Annotated in this window: 22 protein-coding genes; 4 read left to right on the top strand and 18 right to left on the bottom strand. The window is 66.5% G+C overall.

From position 1 onward, the window contains the following. Positions 1-71: 71 nt before the first annotated feature. Positions 72-632 carry a YggT family protein gene (locus ABL838_RS08115; protein ID WP_126022930.1) on the bottom strand — a complete coding sequence of 187 codons (561 nt, stop codon included), beginning with the start codon at positions 630-632 and terminating at the stop codon, positions 72-74. Between the two features lie 49 nt (positions 633-681). Between ABL838_RS08115 and ABL838_RS08110 the strand changes: the two genes are divergently transcribed. The 4 genes from ABL838_RS08110 to ABL838_RS08095 all read left to right on the top strand — a co-directional run bounded on the left by ABL838_RS08110 (position 682) and on the right by ABL838_RS08095 (position 4,822). Further along, positions 682-1,326, top strand: a complete 645-nt coding sequence (locus ABL838_RS08110) for an LON peptidase substrate-binding domain-containing protein (RefSeq protein WP_369659247.1) — start codon at positions 682-684, stop codon at positions 1,324-1,326. Between the two features lie 124 nt (positions 1,327-1,450). Next, the gene (lysS, locus tag ABL838_RS08105) at positions 1,451-3,025 is read left to right on the top strand and encodes a lysine--tRNA ligase (RefSeq protein ID WP_418124999.1); all 1,575 of its coding nucleotides are present in this window, start codon (positions 1,451-1,453) and stop codon (positions 3,023-3,025) included. A 2-nt stretch (positions 3,026-3,027) separates the two neighbouring features. Further along, positions 3,028-4,299, top strand: coding sequence for an Hsp70 family protein (locus ABL838_RS08100; protein WP_418124998.1), 1,272 nt, complete (start codon positions 3,028-3,030; stop codon positions 4,297-4,299). 13 nt (positions 4,300-4,312) lie between these two features. Next, positions 4,313-4,822: a M48 family metallopeptidase gene (locus ABL838_RS08095; protein ID WP_418124997.1), complete on the top strand. Its 510-nt coding sequence runs from the start codon at positions 4,313-4,315 to the stop codon at positions 4,820-4,822. Between the two features lie 145 nt (positions 4,823-4,967). Here ABL838_RS08095 and ABL838_RS08090 read toward each other — a convergent pair whose 3' ends face one another. From ABL838_RS08090 to ABL838_RS08010, 17 genes are all read right to left on the bottom strand, one after another. Continuing rightward, on the bottom strand, positions 4,968-5,792 hold the full coding sequence (locus ABL838_RS08090; protein ID WP_369659251.1) for a galactosyltransferase-related protein: 825 nt from the start codon (positions 5,790-5,792) through the stop codon (positions 4,968-4,970). Between the two features lie 17 nt (positions 5,793-5,809). Continuing rightward, positions 5,810-6,484, bottom strand: a complete 675-nt coding sequence (locus ABL838_RS08085; protein WP_418124996.1) for a class I SAM-dependent methyltransferase — start codon at positions 6,482-6,484, stop codon at positions 5,810-5,812. A 145-nt stretch (positions 6,485-6,629) separates the two neighbouring features. Beyond that, on the bottom strand, positions 6,630-7,982 hold the full coding sequence (locus tag ABL838_RS08080; protein WP_369659253.1) for a galactosyl transferase GMA12/MNN10 family protein: 1,353 nt from the start codon (positions 7,980-7,982) through the stop codon (positions 6,630-6,632). Between the two features lie 28 nt (positions 7,983-8,010). Then, entirely contained in the window at positions 8,011-9,093 is a 1,083-nt protein-coding gene (gene nagZ / locus ABL838_RS08075) for a beta-N-acetylhexosaminidase (RefSeq protein WP_418124995.1), read from the bottom strand. Between the two features lie 2 nt (positions 9,094-9,095). Next, entirely contained in the window at positions 9,096-9,488 is a 393-nt protein-coding gene (acpS, locus tag ABL838_RS08070; protein ID WP_369659255.1) for a holo-ACP synthase, read from the bottom strand. A gap of 13 nt (positions 9,489-9,501) precedes the next feature. Then, positions 9,502-10,299 (bottom strand): pyridoxine 5'-phosphate synthase, encoded by a 798-nt coding sequence (locus ABL838_RS08065; protein ID WP_418124994.1) that lies wholly within the window; start codon positions 10,297-10,299, stop codon positions 9,502-9,504. Then, positions 10,296-11,066: a DNA repair protein RecO gene (gene recO / locus ABL838_RS08060; protein ID WP_418124993.1), complete on the bottom strand. Its 771-nt coding sequence runs from the start codon at positions 11,064-11,066 to the stop codon at positions 10,296-10,298. The genes ABL838_RS08065 and recO overlap by 4 nt, the downstream gene beginning before the upstream one ends. Positions 11,067-11,199: 133 nt before the next feature. Continuing rightward, on the bottom strand, positions 11,200-12,183 hold the full coding sequence (gene era / locus ABL838_RS08055; RefSeq protein WP_126022653.1) for a GTPase Era: 984 nt from the start codon (positions 12,181-12,183) through the stop codon (positions 11,200-11,202). A gap of 8 nt (positions 12,184-12,191) precedes the next feature. Further along, positions 12,192-12,878 carry a ribonuclease III gene (gene rnc / locus ABL838_RS08050; RefSeq protein ID WP_126022652.1) on the bottom strand — a complete coding sequence of 229 codons (687 nt, stop codon included), beginning with the start codon at positions 12,876-12,878 and terminating at the stop codon, positions 12,192-12,194. A 17-nt stretch (positions 12,879-12,895) separates the two neighbouring features. Continuing rightward, positions 12,896-13,264 carry a DUF4845 domain-containing protein gene (locus tag ABL838_RS08045; protein ID WP_126022651.1) on the bottom strand — a complete coding sequence of 123 codons (369 nt, stop codon included), beginning with the start codon at positions 13,262-13,264 and terminating at the stop codon, positions 12,896-12,898. Positions 13,265-13,305: 41 nt separating this feature from the next. After that, entirely contained in the window at positions 13,306-14,271 is a 966-nt protein-coding gene (lepB, locus tag ABL838_RS08040) for a signal peptidase I (protein WP_418119515.1), read from the bottom strand. 7 nt (positions 14,272-14,278) lie between these two features. Next, positions 14,279-16,090 (bottom strand): translation elongation factor 4, encoded by a 1,812-nt coding sequence (lepA, locus tag ABL838_RS08035; protein WP_126022649.1) that lies wholly within the window; start codon positions 16,088-16,090, stop codon positions 14,279-14,281. 521 nt (positions 16,091-16,611) lie between these two features. Continuing rightward, entirely contained in the window at positions 16,612-18,093 is a 1,482-nt protein-coding gene (locus ABL838_RS08030; RefSeq protein WP_126022648.1) for a DegQ family serine endoprotease, read from the bottom strand. A 93-nt stretch (positions 18,094-18,186) separates the two neighbouring features. Continuing rightward, complete coding sequence (locus ABL838_RS08025) at positions 18,187-19,266, bottom strand: MucB/RseB C-terminal domain-containing protein (protein ID WP_418124992.1); 1,080 nt, start codon at positions 19,264-19,266, stop codon at positions 18,187-18,189. Positions 19,267-19,297: 31 nt separating this feature from the next. After that, a complete protein-coding gene (locus ABL838_RS08020; RefSeq protein WP_418124991.1) occupies positions 19,298-19,975 on the bottom strand; it encodes a sigma-E factor negative regulatory protein in 678 nt (225 codons plus the stop codon). 16 nt (positions 19,976-19,991) lie between these two features. After that, on the bottom strand, positions 19,992-20,663 hold the full coding sequence (rpoE, locus tag ABL838_RS08015) for an RNA polymerase sigma factor RpoE (RefSeq protein ID WP_126022645.1): 672 nt from the start codon (positions 20,661-20,663) through the stop codon (positions 19,992-19,994). 10 nt (positions 20,664-20,673) lie between these two features. After that, on the bottom strand, positions 20,674-21,156 hold the full coding sequence (locus ABL838_RS08010; RefSeq protein WP_418124990.1) for a hypothetical protein: 483 nt from the start codon (positions 21,154-21,156) through the stop codon (positions 20,674-20,676). Positions 21,157-21,162: the final 6 nt, after the last annotated feature.

Raw genomic sequence — 21,162 nt, 5'->3', positions numbered from 1 at the left:
AACGCTGACGCAATAACAAAAGGGCCCGGATGCCGATGCATCCGGGCCCTTTTGCTTCGGAATTCAGGCGTTCAGAAGGTCAGCTGGTAAGCAAACACCAGCAGGTTGCCCAGCACGATCGCGATCACCTGCAGCACGACGATGGCAGCCAGCGGCGACAGGTCGACCCCGCCGATCAACGGAATGAAGCGGCGGAACGGCCGCACCAGCGGCTCGGCCAGGCGGGAGATCAGGTCGAGCAGCATCGGCGACGCATTCGGAATCCACGACAGCACCGCGTAGACCACCAGCAGTGCCGTCAGGCCCGAGACGGCCAGCTGCATCAGCCCCACCAGCGACACCAGCGGCAGGGTCGCGATGCGCCCCAGGTTGCCCACCAGCAGCCACAGCAGCAGGAACTTCAGCATCACCAGCAACCAGGCCGCGATCAGGCTGGCCAGGTCCCAGCGCTTCACGGAAGGCACGATGCGCCGCAGCGGCAGCACGATCCAGTCGGTGATGGCGAACACGAAGCGCCCAAGCGGGTTGCCGAAGGGCACGCGGTGGTACTGCATGTACAGGCGCAGCAGGCAGGCGCCGCCGAGCAAACCGACGATCACGTCGAGAAGGAACGAGGGAATCTGGTAGAGCATGAGGCGCGGCCGTGAGGGGAATGCGATGATAGCCACGCAAGGCTCTTCGATGACGACACAACCCCTTTTGCATTCACTGCCATTGTTTCCGCTCGGTACGGTGCTCTTTCCCGGCGGTCTTCTTCCACTGCGCATCTTCGAGGTGCGCTACCTCGACATGATCGGCAAGTGCCGCAAGGCCGACGCGCCCTTCGGCGTGGTGAGCCTCACCAGCGGCAGCGAGGTGCGCAAGGCCGGCGCCGATGCCGAGAGCTTCTGCGCCATCGGCACGCTGGCCATGATCCGCGAGTTCGAGTCTCCTCAAAGCGGCCTGCTGCAGATCGAGTGCGTGGGCACGCAGCGCTTCAGGGTCCGCAGCAACGAACTGCAGAAGCACGGCCTCTGGGTCGCCGAGGTCGAGGCGGTGAACGACGACGTCGCGCTCGAGATTCCCGACGACCTGCGGCACACGTCCACCGCGCTGCAGCGCCTTGTCGGCACCCTCGAGGAGCGCAAGCGCGCCCAAGGCGGGGCGGTGCGGCTGCCGATTGCCGAACCCTATCGCTTCGACGATTGCGGCTGGGTGGCCAACCGATGGTGCGAACTGGTGCCGATGCAGCTGGAGCTGCGCCAGAGGCTGATGGAGCTCGACAGCCCGCTGATGCGGCTGGAGCTGGTCAGCGATCTGCTCGCACGCACCGGCATCACTGAATAGGTCGCTCCATTTTTCATAGCACATAGCGCAGGATCGACGGGCGCTCCGGGCCGGTTTTATTCAAACCCGATCGGCTAAAATGCCGGGCCCGCGCACGCTCCCGGTTGCGCGCCATCCGCCTCCCATGTCCGATCACCTGACCCCCAACACCCCCACGCCCGCGACGGAAGCGGCAACGGCTGCACCAGCCGTCGACGACAACAAGCTCATCGCAGAACGCCGCGAAAAGCTCAAACTGCTGCGCACAGCACAGACCGAGGGCAAGGGCGTCGCATTCCCCAATGACTTCAAGCCGGCACACCGCGCCGCGGCGTTGATCGAGGCTCATGGCGCCATCGAGCCCGAGGCGCTCGAAGCACAGGCTGTCGCCGTGAGCGTTGCAGGCCGCATGATGCTCAAGCGCGTGATGGGCAAGGCCAGCTTCGCGACCTTGCAAGACACCACCAGCCGTATTCAGCTCTACGTCACGCGCGATGCCGTCGGTGAGGAGGCGTACGCCGAATTCAAGCGGTGGGACCTGGGCGACATCCTCGGAGCCGAAGGCACGCTGATGAAGACCAAGACGGGCGAACTGTCGATCAAGGTCACGAAGCTGCGCCTGCTGACCAAGAGCCTGCGTCCGCTACCGGGCGACTTCTATGGCATGGCCGACCAGGAGCAGAAGTACCGCCAGCGCTACGTCGACCTGATCACCGACGAATCCGCCCGCAAGCGCTTCACCGCGCGCAGCAAGGCGGTGAGCGCGCTGCGCGAGTTCATGGTGTCCAACGACTTCCTCGAGGTCGAGACGCCCATGCTCCACCCGATTCCGGGCGGCGCCAACGCCAAGCCCTTCAAGACGCACCACAACGCGCTCGACCAGGAGATGTTCCTGCGCATCGCGCCCGAACTCTACCTCAAGCGCCTGATCGTCGGCGGCTTCGAGCGCGTCTTCGAGATCAACCGGAGCTACCGCAACGAGGGCATCTCGGTGCGGCACAACCCCGAGTTCACGATGATGGAGTTCTACGCGGCCTACTGGAACTACCGCGACCTGATGGACTTCACCGAGACGCTGATCCGCACCATCGCCGACAAGGCCGTGGGCACGCAGCAGCTCACCTACCAGGGCAAGCCGGTCGACCTGACGCAGCCCTTCCAGCGCCTGACGATCCGCGAGGCGATCCTCAAGTACACCGAGGCCGAAGGCGTGGCGCAGGGCGTCGACGACAGCGCCTGGCTCATCGCCGCGCTGCGCAAGCTCGGCATGAACGAGGAGAAGGACAAGCTCTCGCAGCGCAGCCTCGCCAGCCTGCAGGTGCTGTTCTTCGAGGAAACCGTGGAAGAGAAGCTCTGGCAGCCGACCTTCATCATGGAGCACCCGACCGAGATCTCGCCGCTGGCGCGCGCCAACGACGAGCGCCCCGAGGTCACGGAGCGCTTCGAGCTCTACATCACCGGCCGCGAGTTCGGCAACGGCTTCAGCGAACTGAACGATGCCGAGGACCAGGCCGCGCGCTTCAACGCGCAGGTGGCCGCCAAGGACAGCGGCGACGACGAAGCCATGTACTACGACCACGACTTCGTGCGCGCCCTCGAGTACGGCATGCCGCCCACCGGCGGCTGCGGCATCGGCATCGACCGGCTGATGATGCTGCTGACCGATTCGCCGAGCATCCGCGACGTGATCCTGTTCCCGGCGCTGCGCAGGGAATCCTGATCGTGAAGGCACCGTCGTCGTTGCCGACGATCGGCATCGACTTCGGCACCTCCAATTCCGCTGTCGCTTGCCGGGTAGGCGGAGAAGTCCGCCTTCTGCCCATCGAGGGCTCGGCCACCACCCTTCCCACCGCGATCTTCTTCAACGCCGAAGACCGCACGACGCACTTCGGCCGCGACGCCATCGGCCAATACCTCTCGGGCACCGAGGGCCGGCTGATGCGATCGCTCAAGAGCCTGCTCGGCAGCGCGCTGATGCAGGAGAAGACGGCCATCTACGACGGCCTCGTGAGCTTCGAGGACATCATCGCGCGCTTCCTGCGCGAACTGGCCGTGCGCGCCGGCCGCGAGCTCGGCCAGATGCCGGGGCGCGTGGTGATCGGGCGCCCGGTGCATTTCGTGGACGATGACCCCAAGCGCGACGAGCGTGCGGAAGAAAGCCTGCGCCTCGCGGCGCGCGCCGCAGGCTTTCGCGAGATCTCGTTCCAGCTCGAACCCATCGCGGCCGCCTTCGACTACGAACAGCGCGTCGCCAGGGAGTCGATCGTGCTCATCGTCGACATCGGCGGTGGCACCTCCGACTTCACCGTCGTACGCGTCGGCCCCGAGCGCGCCGCGCGCGAGGACCGCGGCGACGACGTGCTGGCCACCAGCGGCGTGCACATCGGCGGCACCGACTTCGACCAGCGGCTGAACCTCGAACAGGTGATGCCGCAGTTCGGCTTCCGCCATCACGGCCCGCAGGGGCGCGAAGTGCCGAGCAAGGTGTTCTTCGAGCTGTCGTCCTGGCACCTGATCAACTGGCTCTACGCCGCCAAGGCGCTGCGGCAGGCGAAGGACCTGCGCACCAGCTACAGCGACACGCGCCTGCACGACCGGCTGATGACCGTGCTCGAGGAGCGGCACGGCCACCGCATCGCGAGCGCGGTGGAAGCAGCCAAGATCGAGGTCTCGCTGAGCGATGCCCCGACCGCCATCGACCTCGGCAGCGCCGAACGCGGACTGGCGGCATCACTGACTCCGGACGACATGGGCCAGCAGCTGGCCGCGCCGCTGGAAAGCGTGGTCGCCTGCGCCCACGCCTGCGTCAAGCTCGCGGGCCTGCGCAGCAACGACCTCGACGCGATCTACCTCACCGGCGGCTCTTCCGCGCTGCGCCCGTTCCAGCACGCCCTGCGCAGGAGCTTCGCGGGCGTGAACCTGGTCGAGGGCGACCTCTTCGGCGGCGTCGCCACCGGGCTGGCCTGCGCGACCAGCACGCAGCGCCGGGCCTGAGCTCGGTCATTCCATGAAATACCTGGCGGGCTACCCGGCACCCTTGCTGGAGCAGGTCCGCCAGCTCATCGCCGAAGACAGGCTCGGCGCCCTCCTCGGCCAGCGCTACCCGGACGGCGTGCACGACATCCAGACCGACCGGGCGCTCTACAGCTACGTGAGCGAACTCAAGGGCGAATTCATGCGCAAGGCCGAGCCGCTGTCGAAGGTGATGTTCGACAACAAGCTGCACGTGATCCGCAACGCGCTGGGCACCCACACCACCGTGTCGCGCGTGCAAGGCGGCAAGCTCAAGGCCAAGCGGGAAATCCGGGTCGCGAGCCTGTTCAAGGAAGTGCCGCTGGCGTGGCTGCGGATGATCGTGGTGCATGAACTCGCGCACATGAAGGAGCGCGACCACGACAAGGCGTTCTATGCGCTGTGCACGCACATGGAGCCGGACTACGGGCAGCTCGAGTTCGACCTGCGGCTGTACCTGACGCACCTGGACCTGGGCGGGCAACAGCTCTTCGGCAAGAGCTGAGGTCGCAGCCGGCCCGGACCGCTGAAACGCCCTTCCCGGTCGCGGGCCCGGCGCTCGCAGATTTCCCGGCGTGGTGTGTCCGGATGCAGGCAGCTGGAGCAGGCGTCTGACGCACGAGCGAAAGAACCAACCAGCGAACGGCAGATCAGTCGGAAGCGAAGAAGGACGACAGCTCGCGCGCCAGCGCCTCGACCTCCTCCTGCGACATGCTCTCGATGGCATGCGAGGCGCGCAGGTTTTCCGTGCCGTCCAGGCCCTCGATCAGCGCATTGCGCGAACCCGAGTCGTGGTGCAGATGGAAGAGCGGCACGTGCATGGAGTGCCAGCGCACGCCCAGCCGGCCCGCCCGGCGCAGCAGCTCGTCGTCCTCGCCGCCCCAGCCTTCGAGCCGTGCGTTGTACCCGCCGACGCGGATGTATTCGCTGCGCTTGAACAGCACGATGCCGCCGTTGGCATTCGCATACAGGATGCCGGCGTCGGGGGGCAGGTTCTCCACGTCGATTGACGCGAAGCGGGCGTAGTCGGGCCGCTCCAGGAACTCGCGCTTGAGTTCGCCCGTCACGTTGACCACGTTCCAGTAGGGGCACAGCACGTCGCTGGTGTCGCGGTCGAGCAGGACGTCGATGCAGCCGCGCAGGGTCCAGGGCTGGGCGATGGAGTCAGCGTCGTGGAAGCAGATCACGGGGCTGCGCGCCAGCCGCACGCCCGTGTTGTAGAGCATCGACTTCGGAAAGGGCCCCTCGTGATGGATGAAGACATGCCGGATCCTGGGATCGCCCAGGCGCTGCCAGTCGAAGCGCGGCGCCGGCGCCGCCTCCATCAGCCACAGGCGGTAGTCGGTGTAGGTTCGCCCCAGGTGCGCCAGTACGGCATAGAGGTTCTCGCGCCGCTCCTCGGTCGCCTCCCTGTACGAGACGATGATGTCCACGTCGCGCAGGGAGGTTTTTTCGTCGGTTCCGGCTTCGGCCATGGGGCAGCTTCCATCCATCAGAGGGGGCGGTACAGCACGAAATTGTGCCCGTCGGACGTCTCCTTGTAGCGGGTATCGCGGATCGCCAGGTTGACGGGCTCCTTCCTGCCGCTGGAATGCTCGTTGAAGAGCCCCGCGCCGTTGACCGCGTCGACCACCTCGGCCAGCCCGGGCCCGGCCCAGTTGTCGTGCCCCCGCAGCAGATAGAAGTGCATCACGCCGCACTGCTGGTGGGCCCAGTAGTCGTGCCAGCCGAACGAGTCGGGGCGCCACAGCGAGTTGTGGCCCTCGAAGAAGATAGGGCGGCTCATCGGCATGCATTCCGGCGTGGAAATGATGAGATAGCGCGACCGATAGTTGAGGAACTCGAGCAGGTCGCGGCCCTGCGAATGGAGCATGTGCTCGATGACGTCGCCCAGGATCACCACGTCGTAGAGTTCGCCGCTGCGCTCGTAGAGCTTGTCGGCCGTGATCGGCAGGATCTGGTGGTAGCCGACCTCGCGCAGCCGGGGAAACGCCATTTCGTCGCACTCCAGGGCGGTCAGCTCGCACTCGGGCACGATGTCCCTGAGCAGGGCGCCGTACTTGCCGCCCCCGGCGCCGATGTCCAGGATGCGCCTGGGACCGATCGCCTTGATCACGTGTTGCGTCAGGCTGTCGAAAGTCAGCCAGGATTCGCCGATGTGCGCCATGAAAACTCTCCCCCGGGACCGCTTGATTCAGGACTTTTGACTTTACAGGAGCCCCCGGGCCGCCCGGCGGCCGTGTTTGCCAGCTTGTGCGCATTTGCGCCCGGTGATTGCATGGGAAAGGGCATCCGCCCGCCCTGCCCGCTCCCTACCGGATCTGCTGCGACGCGGCATCCATCGCCGCCATGTACACCGACCTGTAGGGCTCGACGAGGCTCACGAAGTGCACGAGCAGCGTGTCTTCGCCGGCCAGCAGTGGCGGCGTATTGATGCTCAGGTTGTCGAGCACGCTGTCTTCGTCCAGCCGGCCTTCCTGCTTGAGCACCTCGTTGGTGTAGTACTGGTCGCCCATGCTGCTGTAGACGCCCGACTTGTCGGCCACCTCGCCGATGCGCGCCCAGATGCGCGCCAGCAGTTCGAGGTTGCGCGGGGTATTGCGAAAGCCCATCACGCCGGAATTGAACAGCCAGGCGCCCACGTCCTTCGCCAGCAGCAGGTCGCGGCCCGCCAGCAGGGGCTCGATCGGGCGCTGCTGGTTGCAAAAAAGGATGTCGGCATCGATCCAGATCACCCAGTCGTGGTCCGCGAGGTGCTGCTGCAGCAGCCAGCTGCGGACCCAGGAGCCGTTGATGCCCGGCCCGATGCCCCCGGGGATCTCGCGGTAGACGTGGTACGCGTAGCCATGCCGCTGGCAGTAGCGGCGCACGTTGTGCTCGGACACCCTCGCATAGGTCTCGACATGGTGGGTGTAGAGCGTGAGGAACGCGATGCGCGCGCCGGGGTTGAAGCTGCTCAGCGGCTCGTTGCCGAGCGCCGGGTAGCGCGGCGGCTGCAGCACCGGCCGGCCGTCCATCAAGGCCGCGTTGACCTCTCGCGCCAGCAGGGCCTGCAGGTTCGTGTCGTGCAGGATCTCGTCGCGCCAACCGCCGCCCGGCAGCGGCACCGGCGGCGAGGCCAGGTTGACCACGAAGACCCGCGCCTCGTGCCACTGGGCGATGCGCCAAGACACGTTGACGTAGACGTCGGCCAGCACCGCGTTGCACTCGAGCAGCAGGCCCGCCGGGCGCAGCCGCGCGGCCTCGTCGAGCCAGTCGGACTCCAGCGCGACCACGTGGCCCGCGTCCACGATCAGCTGGTGCAGCAGCGCGCGGTTGGCCTGCGTGTTGCGCACCACCATCATGTTCGTCATGGCCGGGCCGGGCTGGCTTTCGGGCCGAGGCCCTTCAACCACCAGCAGGTCGCGCCCCTGCATCAGGACATCGATGGCCACCGGGTGGAAGACCACCGAATCGCCGTCGAGGAAGAGCAGCCAGTCGCCCTCGGCCAGCGGACGCAGGTGGCGCAGGATCGTGCTGTACTTGGCGCCGGCACGCAGCGCCGAGTGCATCAGCCGCTCGCTGCTGGCCCACTGGTGGGGGTAGCCGAACAGGCGGCAGTAATGCGCGTGGTTGCGCAGCACCGCCTCGTCCATGCGGTGGAAGAGGCTGAGGCACAAGGGCATCGCAAGCTCCGGGTCGGCTGGGCGGTCGTCAGATGTCCGCCAGACGCCTCGCGTCGCGGTAGGCGCGCGAGCCGATGAGCGCCTCCCAGCCGGGCGCCGCGCCCTGAGGCAGCAGCGCCAGGCGGCGCGCCTCGCTGTCCGCGCCCGGCCGCCACCGGCCCGCGCGCGCGGCGGCCGCGAAGCCCGCCAGGAAGCCGTCGAGCGGTGCACCGTCACCGATGCTCTGGTTGCACAGCAGCGCCATGTCGCAGCCGGCTTCCAGCGCCGCCAGCGCCGCGTCGGTAAAACTGAGCAGCTGCCCGTCGATGTAGCGCCCGGCCTCCATGCTAAGGTCGTCGCTGAACACCGCCCCGTCGAAGCCGAAGCGCCGGCGCAGGACCTCGCCCAGCCATTTCGAGGAGAAACCCGCCGGCCGCTTGTCGACCTTCGGATAGATCACATGCGCCGGCATCACGGCCGCGAGCGAGCCCGACAGCCAGTCGTATGGCTTCGCGTCGTCGGCCAGGATGGCCTTGAGACTGCGCTTGTCCACCGGGATCTCGACGTGCGAGTCGGCGTGCACGAAACCGTGTCCCGGAAAGTGCTTGCCGCAGTTGCGCATGCCCATCTGCAGCATGCCGTGCATCACGCTCTTGGCCAGCAGCGCGACCACGCGCGGGTCGCGGTGGAAGCTGCGGGTGCCGATGACGCTGCTGCCGCCGTAGTCCAGGTCGAGCACCGGTGCGAAGCTGAAGTCGACGCCGCAGGCACGCAGCTCGCCGGCCAGCACCTGCCCGACGGCCGTGGCGGCCTGGGTGGCGCGCATGGCGTCGCGCATCCAGAGTTCGCCGAGCGCGCGCATCGTCGGCAGGTGGGTGAAGCCGTCGGTGCGGAAGCGCTGCACGCGGCCGCCCTCGTGATCGACGCAGATCAGCAGGTCGGGCCGGATCGACTTGATCTCGGCATTGAGCGCGGTCATCTGCGCGCGGTCCTGCCAGTTGCGGGCAAAGTGGATCACGCCGCCGACGAGCGGGTCGGCGAGGCGACGGCGGTCGGCGTCTGTCAGCGCCGTGCCGGCAACGTCGATGATCAGCGGCGCATGGGGGCGGTCTTCTGCAAGCCCGGCGGTCATATCTATATCTTCTCCACCACCACGAAGCTCGCGGCGTATTCGGTTTCGTCGGTCACGGTCACGTGGGCCGTGAGGCCCTGTTCCTCGAACCACTCCTTCAGGGCGCCGTGCAGCACGATGACCGGCTTGCCGCTGCGCAGGTTGGCGATCTCGCACAGGCGCCAGCTCATGGGCATGCGCATGCCCAGCCCGATCGCCTTGCTGAAGGCCTCCTTGGCGGAAAAACGGGTAGCGAGGTAGCTCAGGCCGCGCTTCGGCCAACGCGCGCTGCGGGCCTGCCAGACCTTGAACTCGGCATCGCTCAGCACCTTGCGGGCAAAGCGTTCGCCCTGGCGCTCGAAGGTCGCGGCGATGCGACGCAGGTCGCAGATGTCGGTGCCAATGCCGTAGATCATGCGGCGACGGCGCTCATTGTTGTTGCTGCTGTTGCTGCTGGCTCGCCTCACGGATGCAACGCAGGTAGTCGCGCGTGGCGGCCGTGTAGCCGAGCTCGAGCGCGTCGGCGACGAAGGCATGACCGATGGAAACCTCCTGCACGCCCGGCACGGCGCGCAGGAAGGCCGTGAGGTTGTCGCGACTCAGGTCGTGCCCGGCGTTGACGCCTAGGCCTGCCGCTATGGCCGCGCGCGCCGTTTCGGCATAGCGCGCGAGCACGGTCTGCTCGTTCGGGGTGCCGCGGGAGGCGGCGTAGCCTTCGGTGTAGAGCTCGACCCGGTCAGCGCCCACGGCCTTGACGGCGGCCATCATCTCGGGAATCGGGTCCATGAACAGGCTGACGCGCACGCCCAGCGCCTTGGCTTCGGCGATCAGCGGGCGCAGGCGCTCGGCGTCGTCGGGGAAGGTCCAGCCGTGGTCGCTGGTCGACTGGGTCTCGCTGTCGGGCACGAAGGTGGCCTGGTGCGGCTTGAGCGCGCGCACGAAGTCCATCAGGTTCTGGAAGGGGTTGCCCTCGATGTTGAATTCGATGCCCGGCCAGTCCTTGGCGAGCAGCGCGGAAAGATCGCTCACGTCGTGCGCGCGGATGTGGCGTGCGTCCGGCCGCGGATGCACCGTGATGCCGTGGGCACCGGCGGCCAGGCAGGCCTGGGCGGCCTTCACCACGCTCGGAATGCCGAGGTGGCGCGTGTTGCGCACCAGCGCGACCTTGTTGAGGTTGACGGACAGCGAGGTGGCGGCGCTGGCGCCGGCTTGGCCCGGAGTGCTCATAGTGCTTGCAGGTCTCTCATCATTTGCCGCGTTCGCAGCGTGGACACGCCGCAATGGTAGTTGAGCAAGGCGCGCAGCTGGTTTCGCAGGGCACTGTTGCTGCCGGCGTTCATGGTGGCAATTTCACGCAAGGTAGCGGTAAATGGCGCGCGGTCGTCCAGCACGGCCTGCAGCGCCTGCCAGTCGGCGCCGGTCAGCGCGGCCTCGTCGTCGCCGACCTCGCGCAGGCCGGCCTCGGGCACGAGGCTGTAGCGCAGCCCGCCGGCGAGCGGCTCCAGCGTCAGGGTCTGGACGTCGAGCGACGGCAGCAGGCCGACTTCGCGCAGCAGCAGCAGCTCGAAGGCGCGCAGCGCGGCCGCCTGGGCCGCTGCCTGCGCACCGCCGTGCTCGCTCGCCAGCACCTGCACGACGCCGGCGTAGGCATCGAACAGCGCCTCGTGGGCGTCGTCGCGCGCCAGCAGGCGCAGCAGCAGCTCGTTGACGTAGTAGCCCGACAGCAGCGCCTCGCCGGTCGGCATCACGTGGCCGCCCATCCATTCGGCGCCCTTGAGCGTGCGGATTTCGGCGTCGCCGCCGTAGTTGAGCTGCAGCGGCTGCAGCGGCAGCAGCACCGGGCGGAAGTTGGAACTGGGCCGCTTCGCCCCCTTGGCCACGAGCGCGATGCGCCCGTGGTGCCGGGTGAAGACTTCGAGGATCAGGCTCGACTCGCTCCAGTCGTAGCGATGGAGGACGTAAGCCGGCTCGTGCGAAACGCGGTGGGTGGCCATGTCAGTGAGCAGTCGAGCATCGAGGCTTCAGGCCGGCAAACGTCGCGGAACCGGCTTTGCCGGGCCGCTGGCGTTGCCCCCTGCAAGGGGGTTGGCGGCTACGCGAAGCGAGCAAGCCTGGGGGTTTGCCTGTTTATTCGTAGCCGAAGGAACGCACGCGCGCTTCGTCGTCGGCCCAGCCGGAGCGCACCTTCACCCACAGCTCGAGGAACACCTTGGCATCGGCCAGCTTCTCGAGCTCGACGCGGGTTTCCATGCCAATGCGCTTGATGCGCTCGCCCTTGTCTCCGATCACCATGGCCTTGTGGCCGTCGCGCTCGACCACGATGGTGGCGGCGATGCGCAGCAGGCGCTTCTGGCCCTTCTTCTGGGGCGGCTCCTCGTCGAACTTGTCGATGACGACGGTGGAGGTGTAGGGCAGTTCGTCGCCGGTCAGGCGGAACAGCTTCTCGCGCACCAGCTCGCCGGCGAGGAACTTCTCGCTGCGGTCGGTCAGCTCGTCCTCGTCGTAGAACCAGGGCTGCTCGGGCAGGTATTTCTCGCAGATGCCGAACAGGCGCTCGACGTCCTTCGGGTTCTTGGCCGACATCGGCACGTATTCGGCGAACTCGTGCTTCTCCTGCATGCTCTTCAGCCAGGGCGCGATGTCGCCGCGGCGGTGCACGTTGTCCAGCTTGTTGGCCAGCAGTACCGTCGGAATACCCTTGCCGAGCAGCTTGAGCACGCGCTCGTCGGCCTGGGTGAAACTGCCGGCCTCGACCACGAACAGGATCAGGTCCACGTCGCCGACCGCGCCCTGCACGGTCTTGTTGAGCGACTTGTTCAGCGCGTTGGCGTGCAGGGTCTGGAAGCCCGGCGTGTCGACGAACACGAACTGCGTGGCGCCCAGCGTGCGCATGCCGGTGATGCGGTGGCGCGTGGTCTGCGCCTTGCGCGAGGTGATGCTGATCTTCTGGCCGACCAGGGCGTTGAGCAGCGTCGACTTGCCCACGTTGGGCTTGCCGACGATGGCGATGAGGCCGCAGTGCTGGGGGCCCTGGTGGCCTTGGGAACCAGCGGCCCCCTCGCCGCCTTCGGCATCTTCGGGTTCCGCTACGGGATTGATAGCATCGTTCATTCTGGATTTCACGCGCCGCCGCGTGCCTTGAGCCGGATCAACATGGCCGCCGCGGCAGCCTGCTCGCCGGCGCGGCGCGAGCCGCCGATGCCGCGTTCGCGAAAGCCCAGCTCGGGCACCTCGCACTCGACATCGAAAGTCTGCTTGTGCGCCGCGCCCAGTGTGGCGGCCACGCGGTACACCGGCAGCTTCATTTTGTGACCCTGCAGCCATTCCTGCAATTCGGTCTTCGGGTCCTTGGCCGCGGCTTCCATGCGCGGGTTGATCTCGACCGACTCATAGAGCCGGTGCACCAGCGCCTGGGCGGCGGCGAAGCCCGCATCGAGATAAACGGCACCGATCAGTGCTTCCAGCGCATCGGCCAGGATCGATGGCCGGTTCGGCCCGCCCGAGCGCGCTTCGCCTTCGCCAAGCCGCAGCAGCGGTGACAGTGCCAGACCTACGGCCAGGCGATGCAGGGTGTCCTGTTTGACAAGGTTGGCCCGCACGCGCGAAAGGTCGCCCTCGGGCAGCGCCGACAGGCGCTGGTAGAGCAGGTGCGAGACCGCCAGGTTCAGCACCGAGTCGCCGAGGAATTCGAGGCGCTCGTTGTGGTCGGCCGAGAAGCTGCGGTGCGTGAGCGCGAGCTGCAGCAGCCGCGGATCGGAGAAGGTGTGCTGCAGGCGCGCCTGCAACGCGGCCAGGCTGCCGTCCACCTTTTTGGGTGCCGTGTTCAGCGGGTTTCGCCCTTGTACTTGAGCGTGAGGTAGGCCGGGCCGAAGAGCGGGATCTCGCGCTCGTACGAGTACGAAACCACCACCTTGTCGCCGACCTTCTTGATTTCGAGGTCCTTGCCGCTGACCGACTTGAAGTCGTCGATGGCCTGGGCGCGATCGAAGATGGCGCGCACCTCGGGCACCGTGGTGCCCTCCTTGGCCTTGTTTGCGGCCTTGTCGATGGCCTGCCATTCGATCAGCGTCGGAATGACCTGTGCGATGACCACGCCCAGGCACCCGAGCACGGCCGCGACGAACACCAAGCCGATGAACGAAATGCCACGTTGCTGCGCAGCGCTGCTGCGAACGGACCGATGTGCTCTCATGCCCTCATACCCCTCGAACTGTGCTTGCGATGAACGCTTGTTTATTGAAACGGACCGATGCGTCCCAGGTCGCCGAAATTCATCCAGACGAAGAAGGCCCTGCCCACGATGTTCTTGTCCGGCACGAATCCCCAGAAACGCGAGTCGGCCGAATTATCGCGGTTGTCGCCCATCATGAAATAGTTGCCAGGCGGCACCTTGCAGACAACGCCTTCGACCGAGTAGCGGCAGTTTTCGCGGAACGGGAAGTCGCTGGCGCCGGGCACGAATGCCGGCGAGGCATCGTCGTTGAGGATCTTGTGCTGTTTGCCGCCCAGGTTCTCGTCGAACTGCTTGAGCAGGCGCATCGATTCGCCGTCGAGGTAGTCGGCGGCAGCCACCTTGGAGACCGGCTGGCCGTTGATCGTGAGCTTCTTGTTCAGGTAGGCGACCTCGTCGCCCGGAATGCCGACCACGCGCTTGATGTAGTCCATGCTCGGCTTGGGCGGGTAGCGGAACACCACCACGTCGCCGCGCGCCAGCGGCGTGCCTTCGGTGATCTTGGTGTTGATGACCGGCAGGCGCAGGCCGTAGGTGAACTTGTTGACCAGGATCAGGTCGCCGGTCAGCAGCGTGGGCATCATCGAGCCCGACGGGATCTTGAAGGGCTCGTAGAGGAACGAGCGCAGCAGGAACACCACCAGGATCACCGGGAACAGGCCGGCGGTCCAGTCGAGCCACCAGGGCTGCATCAGCAGCCGCTCGCTCGCCTTGGCGTCGACCGTGTCGACCTGGTTGATGCCCTGCCCCGCCAGGCGCGCGTTGCGCTCGGCCAGCGAGGCTTCGAGCTTCGCGGCGGCCTGCTCGCGCCGCGGCAGGAAGTAGAAGCGCTCGGCCAGCCAGTAGAGGCCGGTGACCACCGTCGCCAGGAACAGCAGCAAGGCGAAGTTGCCTTCGATCATGTTGAAGTACCAGGCGCCGACGTAGGCGGCGAAGGCCGCGAGGACCAGGGAGGTGATGAATGCCATTTTTCGATCAGTCTTCGACTTGCAGGATGGCGAGGAAGGCCTCTTGCGGGACCTCGACGGAGCCGATCTGCTTCATTCTTTTCTTGCCCGCCTTCTGCTTCTCGAGCAGCTTCTTCTTGCGGGTGATGTCGCCGCCGTAGCACTTCGCCAGAACGTTCTTGCGAAGGGCCTTGATTGTCTCACGCGCAATGATGTTGGCCCCGATGGCCGCCTGGATCGCGACGTCGTACATCTGGCGCGAGATGATCTCGCGCATCTTCGAGACCACCGCCCGGCCGCGGAACTGCGACTGGCTGCGGTGCACGATGATCGACAGCGCGTCTACCTTGTCGCCGTTGAGCAGGATGTCGACCTTCACCACGTCGGAGGCGCGGTACTCCTTGAACTCATAGTCCATCGAGGCGTAGCCGCGGCTCACCGATTTCAGCTTGTCGAAAAAGTCGAGCACGATCTCGCCGAGCGGCATCTCGTAGGTCAGCATGACCTGGCGGCCGTGGTAGGCCATGTTGATCTGCACGCCGCGCTTCTGGTTGGCCAGCGTCATCACCGGGCCGACGTAGTCCTGAGGCATGTAGAGATGAACCGTGACGATCGGCTCGCGGATTTCGGCCATGCGGCCGATGTCGGGCATCTTGGACGGGTTCTCGACCATGATGACCTCGCCGTCGTTCTTGAGCACCTGGTAGACCACGCTCGGCGCGGTCGTGATCAGGTCCTGGTCGAACTCGCGCTCCAGGCGCTCCTGCACGATCTCCATGTGCAGCAGGCCGAGGAAGCCGCAGCGGAAGCCGAAGCCCAGCGCCTGGCTGACCTCGGGCTCGTAGTGCAGCGAGGCGTCGTTCAGCTTGAGCTTCTCGAGCGCGTCGCGCAGCGAGTCGTACTCGCTGGCCTCGGTCGGGTAGAGCCCGGCGAAGACCTGCGGCTGGATTTCCTTGAAGCCCGGCAGCGGCTCGGTGGCGGTGAAGGCCGCGCCGCCAGTGCCCCCTTTGATCAGCGTGACGGTGTCGCCCACCTTGGCCGCCTGCAACTCCTTGATGCCGGCGATGATGTAGCCCACCTCGCCTGCCTCGAGCGCTTCGCGCGGCTGGTTGGCGGGCGTGAACACGCCGAGGTTGTCGGCGTTGTAGCTCGCGCCGGTCGCCATCATCTTGATGCGGTCGCCCTTGGCGAGGCGGCCGTCGACCACGCGCACCAGCATGACCACGCCGACGTAGGCGTCGAACCAGCTGTCGATGATCATCGCGCGCAGCGCGCCCTCGGGATTGCCGCGCGGCGCCGGCACCTTCGCGACGATCGCCTCGAGGATCTCGTCGATGCCCATGCCGGTCTTCGCCGAGCATGGGATCGCATCGCTCGCGTCGATGCCGATCACGTCCTCGATCTCGGCCTTCGCCGTGTCGGGGTCGGCCTGCGGCAGGTCCATCTTGTTGAGCACCGGCACCACCTCGACGCCGAGGTCGAGCGCGGTGTAGCAGTTGGCCACCGTCTGCGCTTCGACGCCCTGCGATGCATCGACGACGAGCAGCGCACCTTCGCATGCGGACAGCGAGCGGCTCACTTCATACGAGAAGTCGACGTGGCCCGGCGTGTCGATCAGATTGAGGTTGTAGACCTTGCCGTCGAGCGCCTTGTACTGCAGCGCAGCCGTCTGCGCCTTGATGGTTATCCCACGCTCTTTTTCGATGTCCATCGAGTCGAGGACCTGCGCTTCCATCTCGCGCTCCGCGAGGCCGCCGCAACGTTGGATCAAACGGTCTGCGAGCGTCGACTTGCCATGGTCGATGTGCGCAATGATCGAAAAATTTCTGATGTGATTCATCAACGGGAACGCTTAAGTACTTGAATTGGCTCGTACGCAGAGTGCTACAGGCAAGAAAAAAGGGCGCGTCTTCTGGAGACGCGCCCTGAACCAACAAGCAATGGCAACTGCAGTAGTTGGAGCTTCATTGTAGGCAAAAAGGGAAGCGCGTACATCCGGGAACGGGGTCCAAAAGGGTCGTTGCAGGTCCACAACATCAAAGATACAAACAGGTTATCCACAGGATCGGTGGAGCAGTTACTGAACAACTTGTGGGCGATCTGTGGAGCACCGGTGGACTGCCATCTGGCATCTCGCATGGTGAAGGTCGGGGCATTCCTTATGCGCCGACCAGCCGCCGAGAGTGCCTTATTCTACCGAAAACCGTCCTTAGCCCTTTTGAAAGTTAGTGGGCGCAAACCAAAATCAGCGTTTTCAGTCCGCCGGATTTTTTTGGAGGCCGGCGCCGGAACGTCGTAAACACCTCAAAAAAACGGCCCCAAACCCGACTACCGGGTGGGGCCACTTGACGCCAGAGCCGGTCAGCGTGTCTGCCGGATCAGCGCGTACTGCGCCCAGTCGCCGCGGCGGAAGAGCACGCTGAGCGGCTTGCTCTTGTCGGACTTGGCAACGGCCGATTCGAACTCCCGCGCGTTCGATACATCGACATTGCCGACAGCCATGATGATGTCGCCCTCGCGCAGGCCCGCACGGGCCGCGGCGTCGCTGGCTGCATCGACCTTCACGCCGCCCTTCACCTTCAGCTCCTTCTTCTGCGCATCGGTGAGGTCGCTCACGGCCAGGCCCAGCGACTTGGCGGCGGCGGATGCCGGCGGCTTCTGCGCCGGCTCGTCGCGATCGCTCGCACGCTTGCTCGGCTTGTCGGGCTCGATCTCGGCGATGGTCACGCTGAGGTCGCGCGAGGCGCCGCGCCGGAACACGGTGAGCGTGCTCTTCGTGCCCGGCTTGGTGTTGCCCACCAGGCGCGGCAGGTCGCTCGGCTTCTCGATGGCCTTGCCGTCGAACTTGGTGATCACGTCGCCCGGCTCCACGCCGGCCTTCTCGCCCGGCGAGCCCGCCTCGACGCCGCGCACCAGCGCGCCCTGCGGCTTGCCCAGGCCGATGGCCTCGGCCACGTCCTTCGTGACCTGGTCGATCTGCACGCCGATGCGGCCACGCGAAACGCGGCCCGACGTGCGCAGCTGGTCGCTCACGCGGATCGCCTCGTCGATCGGAATCGAGAACGAGATGCCCATGAAGCCGCCCGAGCGCGAGTAGATCTGGCTGTTGATGCCGACCACCTCGCCGCGCATGTTGATGAGCGGACCACCCGAATTGCCCGGGTTGATGGCCACGTCGGTCTGGATGAACGGCAGGTATTCGCCGGTGTCGCGCTGCTTGGCGCTCACGATGCCGGCGGTGACGGTGTTCTCGAGGCCGAAGGGCGAGCCGATGGCCATCACCCACTCGCCCACGCGCAGCCTGGAGATGTCGCCGACCTTCACCGCCGGCAGGCCGGTCGCCTCGATCTTCACGACGGCGACGTCGGTGCGCTTGTCGGCGCCGACGATCTTGGCCTTGAACTCGCGCTTGTCGGGCAACGTGACCAACACCTCGGAGGCGTCTTCGACCACGTGCGCATTGGTCATCACGTAGCCGTCGGGCGTGAGGATGAAGCCGGAGCCCACACCACGCGGACGCTCTTCTTCCTGCGGCTGCTGCGGACGGTTCTGGCGCGGCCCCTGTCGCGGCTGGCCCGGCAGCGGCTGGCCGAAGAAGCGGCGGAAGAACTCCTGCATTTCCTCGTCCATCTCGCCGTTGCCGCCGCGCTGCGCCACCTTCTCGACGGTACGGATGTTGACGACGGAGGGGCCGACCTGATCGACCAGATCGGTGAAGTCGGGCAGCGTGCGCGTCTGCGCGTGAACAGGCTCGACGGGAAGGAATGTGGCGCTGGCGGTCAATGCGAGTGCGCATGCCAGCAGGCCGGAACGAAACTTGTGTCCCTCGACTTTGAAGATCATCGGCTTTCTTTCAAAAGAACAGAGCGGCGAAAAACAGGTCTATGAGTCTGCTGCGCGGGCTTGGTTCAGCGCAATTGGCGCTTCTCGGGCCCGTCAGCGCGTGCGCGCGAGGCTTTGTGCGAATGCGTTGAGCGTCTGCTGGGGCACTTCGCCGACCGCGGTCAGCCACCAGTCGCTGGCCGGCTCGGGCAAGCGGCGGCGGATCGCGTTGGTCGCGCCGATGGTCAGCACGCCGTCGCGGGGCGAGCGCGCGGGGTCGTAGCGTTCGATGAAGAGAGATACCGAGGCCAGGCCGTCGGAGAAGGTCCACTGGACGGTGGCGGCATCCTGCTGCTTTGCCTTGCCGCCGTCGTCACCCGTCGTGGGACGACGGAAGAAGCTTCGGGGCTTGAATCCGGCCACGGGCGCACGCAGGGTCCAGCCTTCATCCTGCGCGTTGCTGCGTTCGAGTTCGAGCTTCTCGACCCGGTATCCCGCGGTGTTGGACATCATCTGCGCGAGCGCCTGCGCCTTCACCGGCGCATCGAGCTGCAGTTCGGAAAAAGCCGACTGCTCCACCACGCGGGAGTCGCTGTCGACGGTCTGCAGTTTCACCACGAGGCCCGAGCGGCGCTCGCTCCAGATGCGATAGCCGAAGCGCAATCCGTCATGCGGCACCAGCTGCACCACGTCGGCATCGAAGCCGGCGACGCGGTCCTTGCCGATCGCACGCACGTCGTAGAAATCGCCGATCGAGGAATCGGGCTTGTCCGGCAGATTCGGGAAGAGATCGAGGTTCTCGCGCTTCTCGACCTTCACCACCTTCGCCTCCGGCAGGAAGGTCATGACGTTGCGATTGCGCCGGAAGGTGGAGCGCGGCGGCCCCGTCAGGGCTTCGATGCGCTCGATCTGGTGTTCACCGTCGCGCACATGCCAGATGCGCGCGCTCGAAAGGTCGCCGCCCGGCGCCGACACCACGAAGGTGCCCACGTAGTTGCGCTGGCGGGCGCCGGTGTGCATGCGCTGCAGCCACTCCGTGACGCTCATCGCGGGCGGCTCGTCCGTCTGCGCGGTTGCCGCACTCTTCGCATTCGCGGTGCCCGAGCGGGTCTGCGCGGTGGCAGCCTGCGCGAGGCAGAAGGCAGCAAACACAAGCACGAAGGCGCGTGCGGAGAACGGCATCGGAACGGTCATTACGGGCGGCTACGGGTGCTGCTCGCGCTCATCAGCGCGTCGGGCCCTCGAAAGTGGCGTTGCGCAGGAAGCCGGAGGGCATTTGCGAAGCGCCGCCGGCCTGCTGGTGCGCTTCGAGGAGTTGATCCAGGCGCGGGTCGCGCAGCATGACCTGCGGATTGCCGTTGCCCACGATCACGCGGGTCGGGGTCAGCGTGTTGCCGACGGCCTGGGGGCCGTTGACCGCGGCCGCGGCAAGCACCGAGTTCACGGCCGGTGCCGGCTGCTGTTGCTGCTGCACCGAAGCCAGTTGAGCACCGCCTTGCTGCGGCACGGCCGAGCCGTTGCCGACCAGGGTCCAGCTGATGGCGGCAACGGCCATCAGCGATGCGGCGCCGGCCACCAGCTTCCAGCGGAACACCGGCTCGTTGGCCGCTTCCGCCCTGCGCTGGACCGGCATGGCCACGGCGACGGGCTCCGCCACCGGGGCCATCATCACCGGCTCTGCCGCCAGCCGCTGCTGGAAGCGCGCCAGGAAGGCCGAGGTATCGCTGCACGGCGAATGCGAACCCGAGCGCAGCACGTCGCCCACCACGTGGTAGGCCTGCCATGTCGCGCGCGACTCGCCTTCGGCGCCGATCGCCTCGATAGCCTGAGCGAACGCCTCGCCCTGCAAATGACCATCCGCAAGTGCGGACACCTGTTCCCGAACCGTCATCGTCTGATTCATTTCATTCACCTGCTTACTACCAACGCTTGCCGGACTGGTTGTCCAGCAACGGCTTGACCCTGGCCGAAATGGCCTCGCGCGCCCGGAAAATCCGCGAACGCACCGTGCCGATAGGGCAATCCATGACCTCGGCAATCTCTTCGTAACTCATGCCCTCGATCTCGCGCAGCGTGACCGCCTGCCGAAGTTCGGCAGGGAGCGCTTCCATGGCTGCCTCGACGGCGCCGGCGATTTCGTTCGCCGCCATGACCGATTCGGGGGTTTCGTCGCTGGTTGGTTCGTTTCCGGGACGGTAAGTTTCATCCTCATCCTCGGAAGAAGGCCTCAGAGCCGCCTCGGAGACGGTGGGATCGCGCTTCATGTCCACCAGTGCCTTCTTGGCGGTGTTGACGGCGATCCGGTAGAGCCAGGTATAGAACTGCGCCTCGCCGCGGAACTGGTGCAGGGCGCGGTAGGCGCGAATGAAGGTTTCCTGCGCGATGTCCTCGATCAGGTCGACATCGCGCACCATCCGCCCGATCAGGCGCTCGATGCGGCGCTGGTACTTGATGACCAGCAGCTCGAAGGCCTTCTGGTCGCCTGCGACGGTGCGCTGGACCAGCTGGAAATCGACCTCGCCCGGACGCGCCGCCGCAGCGGGCGCGTCGTTCAGGCCGGAGTCCGGCGGCACGGGCGGGGAGGTGGTCATCGAAGAAGGTTCAGGGCGCGTCGGCCGGAGCTGTCGCGCGCCAGGGGTCGGCCGCGGGCGTGGCGGCCGGGGGGCGCGAATATACCGCGCGGCGCAGATCGCGCCAGCGCTCGGGCATGGCCCGCTGCTCGATCCAGATCCAGCGCCGGGCGCGGCCCGGTTCGCTCAGGCGCAGCAGCATCAGCGACTGGAAGTCGAGCGCCACGGAGGCACGCGCGGCGTGCACGCCACGGGAGACCTGATTGCCTGTCAGCGACCAGTAAAGGCCGTCGAAATGCAGGACGCCCGCGCCTTCTTGCCGCAGGCCGAAACCCGCGGCAACGCCCGCGAACACGACACTGAGAACCAGCAGGAGATGACGCCATCCGACGCTATCGAAGAGATAGCAGGACGCACCTGCGCAAAGAGCCCCCAGCGCCCAGAGAACGACAAGAATCCGGGTTGCGCCACGCGAGCGCCCCACCGGATAGGTCACCGACGGCGCGCTGTGCATGACAGA

Source organism: Variovorax sp. 160MFSha2.1, from assembly GCF_048305075.1.
Taxonomy (GTDB): Bacteria; Pseudomonadota; Gammaproteobacteria; order Burkholderiales; family Burkholderiaceae_C; genus Variovorax; species Variovorax guangxiensis.
This window is presented reverse-complemented; position numbering and strand designations above follow the sequence as displayed.

What these genes read in the sequence shown, in the direction of transcription:
- ABL838_RS08115 (WP_126022930.1), bottom strand. Translation starts at nt 632, where the DNA reads ATGCTCTACCAGATTCCCTCGTTCCTTCTCGACGTGATCGTCGGTTTG.
- ABL838_RS08110 (WP_369659247.1), top strand. Translation starts at nt 682, where the DNA reads ATGACGACACAACCCCTTTTGCATTCACTGCCATTGTTTCCGCTCGGT.
- lysS (WP_418124999.1), top strand. Translation starts at nt 1,451, where the DNA reads ATGTCCGATCACCTGACCCCCAACACCCCCACGCCCGCGACGGAAGCG.
- ABL838_RS08095 (WP_418124997.1), top strand. Translation starts at nt 4,313, where the DNA reads ATGAAATACCTGGCGGGCTACCCGGCACCCTTGCTGGAGCAGGTCCGC.
- ABL838_RS08090 (WP_369659251.1), bottom strand. Translation starts at nt 5,792, where the DNA reads ATGGCCGAAGCCGGAACCGACGAAAAAACCTCCCTGCGCGACGTGGAC.
- ABL838_RS08085 (WP_418124996.1), bottom strand. Translation starts at nt 6,484, where the DNA reads ATGGCGCACATCGGCGAATCCTGGCTGACTTTCGACAGCCTGACGCAA.
- ABL838_RS08080 (WP_369659253.1), bottom strand. Translation starts at nt 7,982, where the DNA reads ATGCCCTTGTGCCTCAGCCTCTTCCACCGCATGGACGAGGCGGTGCTG.
- nagZ (WP_418124995.1), bottom strand. Translation starts at nt 9,093, where the DNA reads ATGACCGCCGGGCTTGCAGAAGACCGCCCCCATGCGCCGCTGATCATC.
- acpS (WP_369659255.1), bottom strand. Translation starts at nt 9,488, where the DNA reads ATGATCTACGGCATTGGCACCGACATCTGCGACCTGCGTCGCATCGCC.
- ABL838_RS08065 (WP_418124994.1), bottom strand. Translation starts at nt 10,299, where the DNA reads ATGAGCACTCCGGGCCAAGCCGGCGCCAGCGCCGCCACCTCGCTGTCC.
- recO (WP_418124993.1), bottom strand. Translation starts at nt 11,066, where the DNA reads ATGGCCACCCACCGCGTTTCGCACGAGCCGGCTTACGTCCTCCATCGC.
- era (WP_126022653.1), bottom strand. Translation starts at nt 12,183, where the DNA reads ATGAACGATGCTATCAATCCCGTAGCGGAACCCGAAGATGCCGAAGGC.
- ABL838_RS08045 (WP_126022651.1), bottom strand. Translation starts at nt 13,264, where the DNA reads ATGAGAGCACATCGGTCCGTTCGCAGCAGCGCTGCGCAGCAACGTGGC.
- lepB (WP_418119515.1), bottom strand. Translation starts at nt 14,271, where the DNA reads ATGGCATTCATCACCTCCCTGGTCCTCGCGGCCTTCGCCGCCTACGTC.
- lepA (WP_126022649.1), bottom strand. Translation starts at nt 16,090, where the DNA reads ATGAATCACATCAGAAATTTTTCGATCATTGCGCACATCGACCATGGC.
- ABL838_RS08030 (WP_126022648.1), bottom strand. Translation starts at nt 18,093, where the DNA reads ATGATCTTCAAAGTCGAGGGACACAAGTTTCGTTCCGGCCTGCTGGCA.
- ABL838_RS08025 (WP_418124992.1), bottom strand. Translation starts at nt 19,266, where the DNA reads ATGACCGTTCCGATGCCGTTCTCCGCACGCGCCTTCGTGCTTGTGTTT.
- ABL838_RS08020 (WP_418124991.1), bottom strand. Translation starts at nt 19,975, where the DNA reads ATGAATCAGACGATGACGGTTCGGGAACAGGTGTCCGCACTTGCGGAT.
- rpoE (WP_126022645.1), bottom strand. Translation starts at nt 20,663, where the DNA reads ATGACCACCTCCCCGCCCGTGCCGCCGGACTCCGGCCTGAACGACGCG.
- ABL838_RS08010 (WP_418124990.1), bottom strand. Translation starts at nt 21,156, where the DNA reads ATGCACAGCGCGCCGTCGGTGACCTATCCGGTGGGGCGCTCGCGTGGC.